The following is a 13135-nucleotide window of genomic DNA, read 5'->3' on the forward strand; positions in this document are numbered from 1 at the left end:
CGCCCCCATTTTTGTGCGGGATTGTACAAAAATCAAGGGAGACTCGCGATGAAGCTCTATTTCACCCCTTTCGCCTGTTCGCTCGCCGCGCGCATCGCGCTCGAGGAAGCCGGGCTCGATGCGGAATATGTCCAGGTGCCCAGGGACCTGCGCCTGCCCGACGGACGCGATTTCACCGAGATATCGCCGATGGGCTATGTTCCCGCGATCGAGACCGGCACCGGCTTCGTCCTCACCGAGGGGCCGGCGGTGCTCACCTATATCGCCGAGCTGGCACCGGAGGGTTCGCTCAGCTTCACCGGCTTTTCCGACGCGCATTATCGGATGCTCGCCTGGCTGAACTTCGTCAGCACCGAACTGCACAAGGCGGTGTTCATGCCGATCCTCGGCAAGGGCTATGGCGTGGCCGAGCAGGATGCCGCCCGGGCCCGCCATGCCCGGCCCTTCGCCGTGCTGTCGAAGCATCTCGAGGGCCGGGAGTATCTCGACGATCGCTTCACCGTCGCCGACGCCTATCTGCTCGCGGTGCTCAACTGGTGCGAATATTCGAAGGTGCCGATCGCCGAATGGCCGGTGCTGGCGGCCTATCGCGAGCGCATCCGCGCCCGCCCGGCGGTGGCGCGGGCGATGGCTGCCGAATGGCCCCTGCTCCAGGCCGCCTGACCCTTCTCCCGAGCTCCGGGCGTGGCCGCATCGCGGTCGCTCCCGCCACACCTGCCCCTTCCGCCTGCGCGGGAGGGGCATTTTTATTGGAATCGCGCGAATCGCTGGGTTAGGCCTGTGCCATGCCCGCAACGATCAACTGCGACGTGGCGATTGTCGGCGGGGGTCTTGCCGGCGGGCTGATCGCGCTCGCGCTGCGCCGGAAGCGCCCGGATTGCGATGTGCGCATCGTCGAGGGCGGGAGCCGGATCGGCGGCAATCATCTCTGGTCCTTCTTCGCCACCGATGTCGCGCCGGCCGATCGCTGGCTCACCGCGCCGCTGATCGGCCATGGCTGGACGAGCTACGACGTCGCCTTTCCGGCGGTCTCGCGGACCCTGCGCACCGGCTATTATTCGATCGAGTCGCGCCGGCTCGACCAGGTCGTCCGTGCCGAGCTGCCCGCGCATGCGGTGATGACCCGGCGCAAGGTGCTCGCCGCCAGTCCCACCGCGGTCGTCCTTTCCGATGGCGACCGGATCGAGGCGAAGGGCGTGATCGATTGCCGCGGCCCCGCCGACCTCGCGGCGCTGCACTGCGGCTGGCAGAAATTCCACGGCCGCGAGCTGGCGCTGGCCGAGGCGCACGGCCTGGCGCGGCCGAAGCTGATGGATGCGACCGTCGAGCAGCTCGACGGCTATCGCTTCGTCTATGCGCTGCCGTTCAGCCCCACCTGTGCGTTCGTCGAGGACACTTATTACAGCGACACGCCGGACCTCGACCCCGCGCTGCTCGGCATGCGGATCGCCGCCTATGCCGATGCGCAGGGCTGGCAGGTCGATCATGTGGTGCGCGAGGAGAGCGGGGCGCTGCCCGTGGTGATGGGGGGCGACTTCGAAGCCTATTGGCAGGCGGGCGGCAACAAGGTCGCCAAGGCGGGCGGGCGGGCCGGCCTGTTCCATCCGCTCACCAGCTATGCGCTGCCGGATGCGGTGCGGACCGCCACGCTCGTCGCCGCGGCAAGCGATCTGGGCGGTGCGGCGCTGCATCGCCTGCTGCACGATTTCGCCCGATCGACATGGCGCCGCCGCCATTTCTACCGCATGCTCGCCGCCATGTTGTTCAAGGCCGCCGAACCCACGGAGCGCTACCGCATCCTCCAGCGCTTCTACCGGCTCGATCCGCAGCTGATCGGGCGTTTCTATGCGGGGCATTCCACCCTGTTCGATCGCCTGCGCCTGGTGTCCGGCAAGCCGCCGGTGCCGGTCGGCCGCGCGGTCTCGGCGATCCGGGAGTCGTTCCGGTGAAGCGGGCCGTGGTGGTCGGCGCGGGGATCGGCGGGCTGGCGCTCGCGATCCGGCTGCAGTCGGCGGGCGTCGAGACCATGGTGCTGGAGGCGCGCGACAAGCCGGGCGGGCGCGCCTATTTCTGGGAAAGGGACGGCTTCACCTTCGACGCCGGGCCCACCGTGATCACCGCTCCCGAGGCGCTGCGCGAGCTCTGGCAGCTTTCCGGGCACGACATGGCGGCCGATGTGAAGCTGAAGCCGGTCACGCCCTTCTATCGCCTGTCCTGGCCCGACGGCACGCGCTTCGACTATTCCAATGACGATCACCAGCTCGCCGCCGAGATCGCGCGGCTGGAGCCGCAGGACGTCGCCGGATATGGCCGCTTCCTCGAATATGCCGCCGGCGTGTACGAGGAAGGCTATGTGAGGCTCGGCCATGTCGCGTTCCAGGACGTCATGGCGATGGTCCGCGCCGCGCCCGCGCTCGCCAAGTACGGCGCCTGGCGCTCGGTCTATGCCAAGGTGGCGAGCTTCATCCGCAACGAGAAGCTGCGCCAGGCCTTTTCCTTCCACACGCTGCTGGTCGGCGGAAATCCGATGACCGCGAGCGCGATCTACGCGCTGATCCACCAGCTCGAGCGCCAGAGCGGGGTCTGGTGGGCGGAGGGTGGCACCAACCGGCTCGTCGCCGGGATGGTCCGCCATTTCGAGCGGCTGGGCGGCGTGCTGCGGCTCGGCGATCCGGTGACCGGGATCGACACGCTGGGCGACCTCGTCACCGGGGTGCGCACGGCGAGCGGCCGGGAGCTGCAGGTCGATGCGCTCGCCTGCAATGCGGACGTGGTCCACGGCTATCGCGACCTGCTGAAGGGCTCGCGCTCCAGCCAGCGCGCGGCGCAGGCGCTGGTGCGCAAGCGCTTCTCGCCGTCGCTGTTCCTCGTTCATTTCGGCGTGCGGGGGACCTTTCCCGACATCGCCCACCATTCGGTGCTGTTCGGGCCCCGCTATCAGGGCCTGCTCGCCGACATCTTCGATCACGGCGTGCTGAGCGAGGATTTCTCGCTCTATCTCCATCATCCGAGCGCGAGCGATCCCACCATGGCGCCCGCCGGCCATGCGACCTTCTACGCGCTCGTCCCGGTGCCGCATCTCGGCAAGTTCCCGGCGGACTGGCGCGAGATCGCCCCGATCCTGGAGGAACGTATCCTCGCCGAGATCCAGCGCCGGCTGATTCCCGACCTCAAGGACCGGATCGTCACGAAGTTCAGCTATGCGCCGCCCGACTTCCGCGACGATCTCGGCGCGCATCTGGGCTCGGCCTTCAGCCTCGAGCCGATCCTCACCCAGAGCGCCTGGTTCCGCACCCATAATCGCGACGATGCGATCCACAACCTGTTCTTCGTCGGCGCCGGCACGCATCCCGGTGCCGGCATTCCCGGCGTGGTCGGCAGCGCGAAGGCGACCGCGGCACTGATGCTGGGCGACGGCAAGTGAGCGGCTTGCCCCGGCGCGCATTCTGGCCGAAGGCGAGGCGGATCATGGCTATCGGGAAGATCAAATGAAGCGTGTCGCAGTGTATTGCGGTTCGGCCACGCCGGCCGACCCCGTCTATATCGAGGCCGCGCGCCATGTCGGCCGCACGCTGGCGCAGCGCGATATCGGCATCGTCTATGGCGGCGGCCGGCTCGGCCTGATGGGCGCGGTCGCCGATGCGGCGCTGGAAGCCGGCGGCGAAGTGATCGGCGTGATCCCCGAGCTGCTGGTCAATGCCGAAGTCGCGCATCGCGGTTGCACCGAGCTCCACGTCGTCGCCACCATGCACGAGCGCAAGGCGCGCTTCACCGACATCGCGGACGGCTTCATCAACCTGCCGGGCGGCACCGGCACGATGGACGAGCTGTGGGAAGCGCTCAGCTGGGCCCAGCTCGGCTATCACACCGATCCGGTCGGCCTGCTCAACATCGCCGGCTATTACGACAAGCTCGTGGAGTTCTGGCAGCATATGGGCCAGGTCGGCTTCGTCCGGCCGCAGCACCAGAACATGCTGATCGTCGACGGCACGCTCGAGGGGCTGCTCGACAAGATGGTCGGGGCCAAGCCAGTCGAGACGATCGTCCAGATGCGGCGCGGCGATCTGTGAGTTCCCTGCTTCCTGCGCGCGCCGCGATCGTCGCGACCGCGCAGGAAGCGATCGCGCGGGGCTCGAGAAGCTTTGCGGCCGCCAGCCGGCTGTTCGAGCGCGGGACGCGCGAGCGGGCCTGGCTGCTCTATGCCTGGTGCCGCGCCTGCGACGACCTTGCCGACGGGCAGGATCATGGCGGCGAAGCGCGCGCGGCGGATGCCCGGGCCGGCCTGGCGCGCATCCGGCTGCTGACCGAGGCGGCGCTCGCCGGGGAGCGGGTGGGCGATCCCGCCTTCGATGCGTTGCGCATCGTCGCCGCCGAGGCGAAGCTGCCGCACCGATTCGTCCGGGACGTGGTCGAGGGCTTCGCGCTCGATGCGGCGGAGTGGATGCCGCGGCACGAGGACGACCTGTATCGCTATGCCTATCATGTCGCCGGTGCCGTTGGCTGCCTGATGGCGGTGATCATGGGCGTCTCGCCCGAGGATGAGGCGACGCTTGACCGCGCCTGCGACCTCGGCATCGCTTTCCAGCTCGCCAATATCGCGCGCGATATCAAGGCCGACGACCGGATGGGGCGCTGCTACCTGCCCCAGGACTGGCTGGCCGAGATGGACATCCCGCCCGGGCAGCACATGAAGCCGCCCTTTCGCCCGCGCCTCGCCATTCTCGCCGGCCGGCTCACGAAGCGCGCGGCGGATCATGCCGAGAGTGCCCGGGGCGGCACGCCGGCGCTCGGCTTTCGCTCCGCCTGGGCGGTGCTCGCCGCCGCCGGCATCTATGGCGATATCGCGAAGAAGGTCGCCGAGCGCGGCGAGCAGGCCTGGGATCGCCGCGCCGCCACTTCCGGCGTCGAGAAGATCGGCTGGATCGCCCGCGCCGGGTGGCAGGCGCTGCGCCGCCGGGATCTCTATCCCGCCGTGCAGCGCGATCCCGCGCTCTGGACGCGCCCTCGCTAGGGTCCGTACTCGATCACGACCCTTGCCGTCCGCTCCCCGGAGCCCCGGTCGATCGCGCTCCCCTTTCCGGGGCCGATAGCCAAAAGTTGCATCCCGGCGCCGAGCGCCCCAGATTTGGCGGCGATGGCTTCCAATCCCGATGCACCCGCCGGCGAGCGCCCGATGCTGGCCACGCTGCGGCGTTTCCTCCCCTATCTGTGGCCCAGGGATGCGCCGGGCCTGCGCGTGCGCATCGTCGTCGCGCTCGGCCTGGTGGTCGTGTCCAAGCTGGTCCAGGTCTATGGCGCGCCCTTCGCGCTGCAGGGTGCGATCGATCGGATGGCGGGCGGCTCGCGCGATGCGGTGTGGCTCGTCGTGGCGCTGGTCGCCGGCTATGCCGCCGCGCGCTTCGGCACCGTCCTCTTCGACAATCTGCGCAACGCCGTGTTCGAGAAGGTGGGGCAGGACGCAACGCGCCGCCTGGCGGCCGATGTGTTCCGCCACCTGCATCAGCTGAGCCTGCGCTTCCATCTCGAGCGCCGAACCGGCGCGATCACCAAGGTGGTGGAACGCGGCACCAAGAGCATCGACACGATGCTCTATTTCCTGCTGTTCAACATCGCGCCCACGATCCTCGAGCTCGCGCTGGTCGTGGGCATTTTCTGGACGCGCTACGGGGTGTGGCTGGTCGCCGGCACCATGGCGATGGTGGTGCTCTACATCGCCTTCACGCGCTGGGTGACCGACTGGCGCTCCAAGCTGCGCGAGAAGATGAACGACCTCGATACCGGCGCCGTCGCGCACGCGGTCGATTCGCTGCTCAATTTCGAGACGGTGAAATATTTCAATGCCGAGGCCCGCGAGGCGCGGCGCTACGAGAATGCCGTCACAGCCTATGCCCGCGCCGCGACCACCAGCGAGAACAGCCTTGCCTGGCTCAACATCGGCCAGGCGCTGATCACCAACTTCATGCTCGGCGCGGGCATGGCGCTGGTGGTGTTCGGCTGGAGCAGCGGCAAGTTCACCGCGGGCGACGTGGTGCTGGTCTCGACGCTGCTGTCGCAGCTGTTCCGCCCGCTCGACATGCTCGGCTGGGTCTATCGCACCATAAGGCAAGGCGTGATCGACATGGGCAGCATGTTCGACCTGCTCGACGCGCATGCCGAGGTGCGCGATGCGCCGAACGCCGCGACGCTCGTCGTCACGCGCGGCCATGTCCGGTTCGAGGACGTGCATTTCGGCTATGACCCGGACCGCGAGATATTGAAGGGCATCGATCTCGACATTCCGGCCGGCGCCACCGTCGCGGTGGTCGGCCCCTCGGGCGCGGGCAAGTCGACGCTGGCGCGGCTGATGTACCGTTTCTACGACGTCACCGGCGGTCGCATCACCATCGACGATTGGGACATACGCGACGTGACCCAGGCGTCGCTGCGCGGGAGCATCGGCATCGTCCCGCAGGACACGGTGCTGTTCAACGACACGATCGGCTACAATATCGCCTATGGCCGCGAAGGCGCGAGCGACGACGAGATCGCGGCGGCGGCGCGGGGGGCCGCGATCGCCGGCTTCATCCAGTCGCTGCCCGCCGGTTTCGATACCCGGGTCGGCGAGCGCGGGCTCAAGCTCTCGGGCGGCGAGAAGCAGCGCGTCGCCATCGCGCGCACGCTGGTCAAGAACCCGCCGATCCTGATCCTCGACGAAGCGACCAGCGCGCTCGACAGCCGGACCGAGGCGGACATCCAGGCGACGCTGGAGGCGATCGAGCACGGCCGCACGACCATCGTCATCGCCCATCGGCTCTCGACGGTGGTTCATGCCGACCGGATCATCGTGCTGGAGTCCGGCCGCGTCGCCGAGCAGGGCACGCACGCCTGGCTCTTGCGCAAGAACGGTCTCTATGCCGAGATGTGGGCGCGGCAGGCGCAGGAGCGCGCGGCCGAAGGCGGAGAGGAAGTCCCCGCCGAATAGGAGGGGCGATGATTGGGTTCCTGGTTGCGCTGGCGGTGGCGATCGGCGCGCTCGTGCTCTGGTCGGCATATGTATCGCGCGGCGTCGAGCGCTGGGTGCCGATGGACGGCAAGCAGATCGACGTGCCGGGCGTGCGGATCCATTATGTGGAGGCCGGGCCCGCCGATGCACCCGCCATCGTGATGATCCACGGCATCATGAGCCAGCTGCGCGTCTTCACCTATGCGCTGGCCGGCCGGCTGGCCACGGACCGCCGCGTGATCGTGATGGACCGCCCCGGCTGGGGCTATTCCACGCTCACCGGGCCGCGGCTCGACATTCCGGGCCAGGCCGATGCCGTCGCCGCCGCGATCCGGGCGCTGGGGCTGGAGAAGCCCCTCCTCGTCGGCCATTCGATGGGCGGCGCGGTGAGCCTGGCGCTGGCGCTGCGCCATCCCGATGCGGTTCGCGGCCTGGGGCTGATCGCGCCCTACACCCAGCCGATCGATGCGCCGCCGGCGCCGCTCGCCGGGCTGCAGGTGCCGGCCTTGCTTCGCCCGCTGATCGCCTGGACGATCGCGGTGCCGCTCTCGATGCGTACCGGCAAGGCGAAGACGGCGGCGGTCTTCGCGCCCGATCCGGTCCCCGAGGATTTCGCGATTCGGGCGGGCGGCGCGCTGGCCATCCGGCCGCGCAGCTTCCAGATGGGCTGCTACGAGATCGAGATGGGTCCCGGCGCGATGCAGGCCCAGTCGCCGCGCTATGGCGAGATCGCGATGCCGGTCTCGATCCTCTACGGCCGGCAGGACGCGCTGCTCGATCCCGAGCTGCATGGCGGCAGGACGGCCGGCGCGGTGCGGAACGGCAAGGTCGAGTATCTCGATGGCGGCCATATGCTGCCGGTGACGCATGTCGACGCCACCGAGGCCTGGCTGCGCGGGCTCTAGCCGCCGATCTCCGCCGGCTGGGTCGTCCAGCCGAGCCGCGGAATCGTGATCGAGCGCTTGCCCGAAAGGTCCGTGCGGGTGACGAACAACTCGCGGCTCTCGATATATTGCAGCAGCCGGCGCACGCGGCCGAGCGAGCTGGTGCCATAGGTGGCGGCGATCTCGGCGTCGCTCGGGCAGGGCGCCCCTTCGCGTGCCGCGCGGGCGACGAGCAGGAACGGGCCCAGCATATCGTCGGGCAAGGCGCGTGCCGCGTCCAGCGCCTGGGCCCAATCCGCGTCCGGATCGCCATGGATGCCGGCGCGCGCAGCCGAGAGCCGGCGGACGAAGGCGGAAAGATCGAGCGGCGGCCGGGCGAGGCCGACCATCCGGCAGCGCACCAGGAAATCCTGATAGAGCACGGAAGGCGAGCGATAGGCGCTTTCCGTATCGGTGACGATGTCGCGCAGCACATCGGCGATCTTGGCGGCGGCTTCCTCGGGATCGACGTCGGGGATTTCCTCGCGTGCCGGCGTCGAACGGGCAAGCGCTTCGAGCAGCCGGTCCGAGGCGAGCTGCGGTGCCTGCACCGGCGCCGGCGGGGCGGGGGGCGTCCATTCGGGCTCGGCGGGGGCGAGCAGCAGGTCCTTCAGCTCCGCCGAGGGCGCCTCGGGCAGCGGAGTCAGCTTGGGGCTGCCGCTGCGCGCACTGGTCTCCACCGCGCCGATCTGCACCGAGATCGGCCGGCGCGACACGGCGGGGCCGAGCGCGAGGAAATGGCCGCGCGCGAGATCGCGGATCGCCTCGGCCTGGCGGCGCTCCATGCCGAGCAGATCGGCGGCGCGTGCCATGTCGATGTCGAGGAACGTGCGCCCCATCAGGAAGTTCGAGGCTTCGGCCGCCACGTTCTTGGCCAGCTTGGCGAGGCGCTGGGTGGCGATCACGCCCGCCAGGCCGCGCTTGCGCCCGCGGCACATCAGGTTGGTCATCGCCGAGAGCGAGGCGCGGCGCACGTCTTCCGCCACTTCGCCGCCTCCCGAAGGCGCGAACAGCTGCGCCTCGTCCACCACCACCAGCGCCGGATACCAATGGTCGCGCGGCGCATCGAACAGCGCATTGAGGAAGGCGGCGGCGCACTTCATCTGCCCCTCGGCCTCCAGCCCCTCCAGGCTGAGCACCACCGAAGCCCGGTGCTCGCGAATCCGGGTGGCGAAGCGCGCGATCTCGCGCTCCGAATAATCGGCCGCCTCGATGGCGATATGGCCATATTTGTCGCCGAGCGTGACGAAGTCGCCCTCGGGATCGATCACCACTTGCTGGACATGGCCGGCGCTCCGCTCGAGCAGCCGGCGCAGCAGGTGCGACTTGCCCGACCCCGAATTGCCCTGGACGAGCAATCGCGTCGCCAGCAGCTCTTCGAGATCCATGGCGACGGCATCACCCTTGCCGTCCAACCCCATGTCCACGCGCACCGTCATCGCCGGACGCTTTGGCCGATGGCGGTGGCGGGGGGAAGCGCATTCCGGCGAAAATCTGTGGGCGGTACGCTTGCGAACCGCCCCGCCCGGCCGGCGGCGGGGCGCGACCCCCTTGCGGGATCCCGGCGCGGCGCGGATATTCGCCGGAGGAACAGGGGATGATCGACATGCGGGCATGGGTTCCGGCGGCCGTCGGTGCCGCGCTGCTTCTGCCGGCCGGCGCGTGGGCGCAGGCGGTGAGGATCGCGCCCGGCGAGGAAGCGGCCTTCTCCTTCGATGGGCGAACGGCCGGCGAAGTGCGGCGGGCCGCCGCCGCGCCCACGCCGTTCGAGGCCGCGGTCGGCCGCGAATATTCGGACATGACGCCACCGGAGGCTCCCGTGCCCGAGGCGGCGCCGCTGCCGAACGAGAACAGGCTGCCGCCGCTGCCGATACCCGATCCGGGGAAGCTGCGCTTCCGCTTCCTGCTGGTGCCGGGCACCAGCCATTCGCTGCTGATCGTCCTCAACGGCTATCCGAAAGCGCTTCTCTATCGCGCGCGGATCTGGGCGCATGGCGGCAACGGGCCGACCGATGTCTGCCTGGTGATGCCCGGCAAGCCCGGGGTCGAACATTGGCCCTATGCGATCAGCGCGATCGAGGTCAGCGCCTTCGAACTGGTCGATTGGAAGCCCGAGGACGGCGTTCCCTGCAAATAGCCTCGACTTCGCCGGCCGTCCCCCGCTAACCGGGCGCGATGGCTCCCGCGATCGAAACCCTCCGCCGCGTCTTCGGCTTCGACAGTTTTCGCGGCGTCCAGGCGGATGTGGTCGATCGCGTCCTGGCCGGCCGGCGTACCCTGGCGGTGATGCCCACCGGGGCGGGCAAGTCGCTCACCTATCAGCTGCCAGCGGTGATGCTCGAGGGCACCTGCGTCGTCGTATCGCCGCTGATCGCGCTGATGCACGACCAGCTGCGCGCCGCCGAAGCGGTCGGCATCCGCGCCGCCACGCTCACTTCGGTGGACGAGAATCGCGCCGAGACGATCGAGCGCTTCCGCTCGGGCCAGCTCGACCTCTTGTATGTCGCCCCCGAGCGCGCCTCGGGCGAAGGCTTTCGCAACTTGCTGGGGCAGGCGAAGCTGTCGCTGTTCGCGATCGACGAGGCGCATTGCGTCTCCGAATGGGGGCATGATTTCCGGCCCGATTATCGCCTGCTCCGCCCGCTGCTCGATCGCTTTCCCGACGTGCCGCGCCTCGCGCTCACCGCCACCGCGGACGCGCATACCCGCGCCGACATCCTCGAGCAGCTCGGGCTGCCGCAGGAGGGGCTGATCGTCGCCGGCTTCGACCGGCCCAATATCCGCTATGCGATCACGCCGCGCGAGAACACGACCCGCCAGGTGATCGACCTGATCGCCGAGACGCCCGGCCCCGGCATCGTCTATGCCCAGACCCGCGCGGGCGTGGAGAAGCTGGCCGAGAAGCTGGCGGCGGAGACCGGCCGGCCGGTGCTGCCCTATCATGCCGGCCTCGATCCCGCGGTCCGCCGCCGCAACCAGGCGGCGTTCGTGGCCTCGGAAGAGATGGTGATCGTCGCCACCGTCGCCTTCGGCATGGGGATCGACAAGCCGGACGTGCGCTTCGTCGCGCATGCCGGCCTGCCCAAGTCGATCGAGGCCTATTATCAGGAGACGGGCCGCGCGGGCCGCGACGGCGATCCGGCAGTGGCGCATCTCTTCTGGGGGGCGGACGATTTCGCTCGCGCCCGCCAGCGGATCGGCGAAGTCGAGCCCCAGCGCCAGCCCGGCGAGCGCGCCCGGCTGACGGCGCTCGGCGCGCTGGTCGAGACCGCGACTTGCCGGCGCCGCATCCTGCTGCGCCATTTCGGCGAGGAACCGGCGGAGCAGTGCGGCAATTGCGACAATTGCCTGAGCCCGCCCGCCGCGATCGACGCCACGGTGACGGCGCAGAAGTTCCTTTCCGCGGTGTTCCGCACCGGCATGATGTTCGGCACCGGCTATATCGAGAGCATCCTGCTGGGCCAGTCGAGCGAGCGCAGCCTGACGAACGGGCACGAGAATCTCTCCGTCTTCGGCATCGTCGACGGCGAGGAAGCGGCGCTGATCAAGCCCGTCGCCCGCGCATTGCTGCTGCGCGACGCGCTGCGCGCCAACGATCATGGCGGGCTGGAGTTCGGGCCCGAGGCGCGTTCGATCCTCAAGGGCGGCGCCACGGTGGCGCTGGTGCTGCCGCCCAAGCGCGAGCGCCGGCGGCGCGGCGGCAAGTCGGGTGCGCCCAACCCCGTCGGCAATCCGCTGTTCGAGGCGCTGCGCGCCAAGCGCCGCGAGATCGCCCAGGAGACCGGCCTGCCGCCCTATGTGATCTTCCACGATTCGGTGCTGCGCGACATGGCCATGCTCAAGCCCGACAGTATCGCCGCGATGGGCAACATATCGGGCGTTGGCGCGCGCAAGCTCGACGCTTATGGTGACGCCTTTCTGCAAGTGATCCGCGAGGCTGCATGAGGACGATCCTGCTCGCCACCCTGGTCCTGCTCGCCGCTTGCGCGCCGCAGCGCGCGCGGGTCCCGGCGATGCCCGTGCCTTCGACCATCGCGATGGACCGCAACAGCTGGGGCCACCTGGTCTCGCGCTGGACGATCGACGGGGCGGGCAGGGGCAGCTACACCGTGGCCGAGCCCGATGCGTACAAGCCCCAGCGGCTGGTGACGCGCCGCTTCTCCGCCGGCAGCGCCGGCTTCGCCGAGATCCGCGGGCTGCTCGCCCTGGGCGAGGCGCAGGCGGAGAGCGAGCTCGACTGCGGCGACCGCATCACCGATCAATTTTACGGAACGGTCCGCTGGGACGATGCCAGCCTGACCTATGACATGGGCTGCCAGGCCCCCGCCACCGAGGAAGTGCTCAAGGGCATCACCGCGGCCGAGCGCAGGGTTGCCGCCTGGGCCGCCAACCAGCCGATCACGGAAACCCAGAAGGTGGAGAATCAATGACCAGCCTGCGCCGCGTCGACGACAGCATCTCGGTCGCCCCCCAGATCGCGGCCGAGGACATGGGCTTCCTTGCCGCACAGGGCTTCACCTATGTGATCAACAACCGCCCCGACGAAGAGGAGATCGGCCAGCCCGAGGGCGAGGCGATCCGCGCCGCCGCCGAGGCCGCCGGGCTCGGCTATGCCGCGATCCCGGTCACCCATGCCGGCTTCTCCTCCGCCCAGGTCGAGGCGATGGCCGCGGCGCTGGCGGAGGCGAAGGGGCCGGTGCTCGCCTATTGCCGCTCGGGCACGCGCTCGTGCAACCTCTGGGCGCTGGCCGAGGCGGCGCGCGGCGGCGATCCGGCCGAGATCACCGCCAAGGCCGCCCAGGCCGGCTACGACATATCGGGCATCCGCCCGCTGCTGGACCAGCTTTCCGGCCGGGCGTGAGCAAGCTCGCCATCTTCGGCGGCTCGATCGTCGCGGTGCTCGTGCTCGCGCTGCTTGCCCGGCTGCTCGGGCTCGGCGGCGCGCGCATCGGCAGCGCCGAGGAAGCGCGCGCGGCCGCCGAGGCGATGATCTCCGGTTTCGAGGGCGGCGCGGTGGCGCTCGGCAGCGACGGCAAGGCAGCGCTGGTGCACGGCGGCGCGGGCGACGCGGCGCTGCTCAAGGTCCATGGCGCGCGCATCGCGGCGCGGCACCTGCGGGCGCCGCTCGTCAGCGCGGCGGCATCCGAGGGTCTCGCGATCGAGAGCGGCGATGCGCGCTTCGGCACGGTGGTGCTCAAGGGCGTGACGGCGCTATGATCCGATGCGCGCC

13 protein-coding genes are annotated in these 13135 nt (G+C 69.8%); 12 read left to right on the top strand and 1 reads right to left on the bottom strand.

What is annotated here, in order from left to right:
* Window positions 1-48: 48 nt before the first annotated feature.
* The 7 genes from CAP40_RS02915 (at window position 49) to CAP40_RS02940 (ending at window position 7887) form a co-directional block, all read left to right on the top strand.
* Window positions 49-663 (top strand): glutathione binding-like protein, encoded by a 615-nt coding sequence (locus CAP40_RS02915; RefSeq protein ID WP_086127840.1) that lies wholly within the window; start codon window positions 49-51, stop codon window positions 661-663.
* A 122-nt stretch (window positions 664-785) separates the two neighbouring features.
* Window positions 786-1949, top strand: a complete 1164-nt coding sequence (gene crtY, locus CAP40_RS20110) for a lycopene beta-cyclase CrtY (RefSeq protein WP_144034207.1) — start codon at window positions 786-788, stop codon at window positions 1947-1949.
* The gene (locus tag CAP40_RS02920) at window positions 1946-3424 is read left to right on the top strand and encodes a phytoene desaturase (protein ID WP_179187866.1); all 1479 of its coding nucleotides are present in this window, start codon (window positions 1946-1948) and stop codon (window positions 3422-3424) included. The genes crtY and CAP40_RS02920 overlap by 4 nt, the downstream gene beginning before the upstream one ends.
* 64 nt (window positions 3425-3488) lie before the next feature.
* Window positions 3489-4070 carry a TIGR00730 family Rossman fold protein gene (locus tag CAP40_RS02925; RefSeq protein ID WP_086127841.1) on the top strand — a complete coding sequence of 194 codons (582 nt, stop codon included), beginning with the start codon at window positions 3489-3491 and terminating at the stop codon, window positions 4068-4070.
* Entirely contained in the window at window positions 4067-5011 is a 945-nt protein-coding gene (locus CAP40_RS02930; RefSeq protein WP_086127842.1) for a phytoene/squalene synthase family protein, read from the top strand. The genes CAP40_RS02925 and CAP40_RS02930 overlap by 4 nt, the downstream gene beginning before the upstream one ends.
* 123 nt (window positions 5012-5134) lie before the next feature.
* Entirely contained in the window at window positions 5135-6961 is a 1827-nt protein-coding gene (locus tag CAP40_RS02935; RefSeq protein ID WP_256923989.1) for an ABC transporter ATP-binding protein/permease, read from the top strand.
* A gap of 8 nt (window positions 6962-6969) precedes the next feature.
* Window positions 6970-7887, top strand: coding sequence for an alpha/beta fold hydrolase (locus tag CAP40_RS02940; protein ID WP_086127843.1), 918 nt, complete (start codon window positions 6970-6972; stop codon window positions 7885-7887).
* Here CAP40_RS02940 and CAP40_RS02945 read toward each other — a convergent pair.
* Complete coding sequence (locus CAP40_RS02945; protein WP_086127844.1) at window positions 7884-9344, bottom strand: ATP-binding protein; 1461 nt, start codon at window positions 9342-9344, stop codon at window positions 7884-7886. The two genes, CAP40_RS02940 and CAP40_RS02945, sit on opposite strands and share 4 nt — an antisense overlap.
* 158 nt (window positions 9345-9502) lie before the next feature.
* Here CAP40_RS02945 and CAP40_RS02950 point away from each other — a divergent pair, with 158 nt between their 5' ends.
* The 5 genes from CAP40_RS02950 to CAP40_RS02970 are packed head-to-tail and all read left to right on the top strand — an operon-like array spanning window position 9503 to window position 13122.
* Window positions 9503-10042 (top strand): hypothetical protein, encoded by a 540-nt coding sequence (locus CAP40_RS02950; protein ID WP_086127845.1) that lies wholly within the window; start codon window positions 9503-9505, stop codon window positions 10040-10042.
* A 38-nt stretch (window positions 10043-10080) separates the two neighbouring features.
* Entirely contained in the window at window positions 10081-11850 is a 1770-nt protein-coding gene (gene recQ / locus CAP40_RS02955; RefSeq protein ID WP_086127846.1) for a DNA helicase RecQ, read from the top strand.
* Window positions 11847-12335, top strand: a complete 489-nt coding sequence (locus CAP40_RS02960) for a hypothetical protein (RefSeq protein WP_086127847.1) — start codon at window positions 11847-11849, stop codon at window positions 12333-12335. The genes recQ and CAP40_RS02960 overlap by 4 nt, the downstream gene beginning before the upstream one ends.
* Window positions 12332-12766, top strand: a complete 435-nt coding sequence (locus CAP40_RS02965) for a TIGR01244 family sulfur transferase (protein ID WP_086127848.1) — start codon at window positions 12332-12334, stop codon at window positions 12764-12766. The genes CAP40_RS02960 and CAP40_RS02965 overlap by 4 nt, the downstream gene beginning before the upstream one ends.
* Window positions 12763-13122 (top strand): hypothetical protein, encoded by a 360-nt coding sequence (locus tag CAP40_RS02970; protein ID WP_256923990.1) that lies wholly within the window; start codon window positions 12763-12765, stop codon window positions 13120-13122. The genes CAP40_RS02965 and CAP40_RS02970 overlap by 4 nt, the downstream gene beginning before the upstream one ends.
* The last annotated feature ends 13 nt before the right edge of the window (window positions 13123-13135 follow it).

This window comes from Sphingomonas sp. IBVSS2, assembly GCF_002127225.1.
Taxonomy (GTDB): domain Bacteria; phylum Pseudomonadota; class Alphaproteobacteria; order Sphingomonadales; family Sphingomonadaceae; genus Sphingomonas.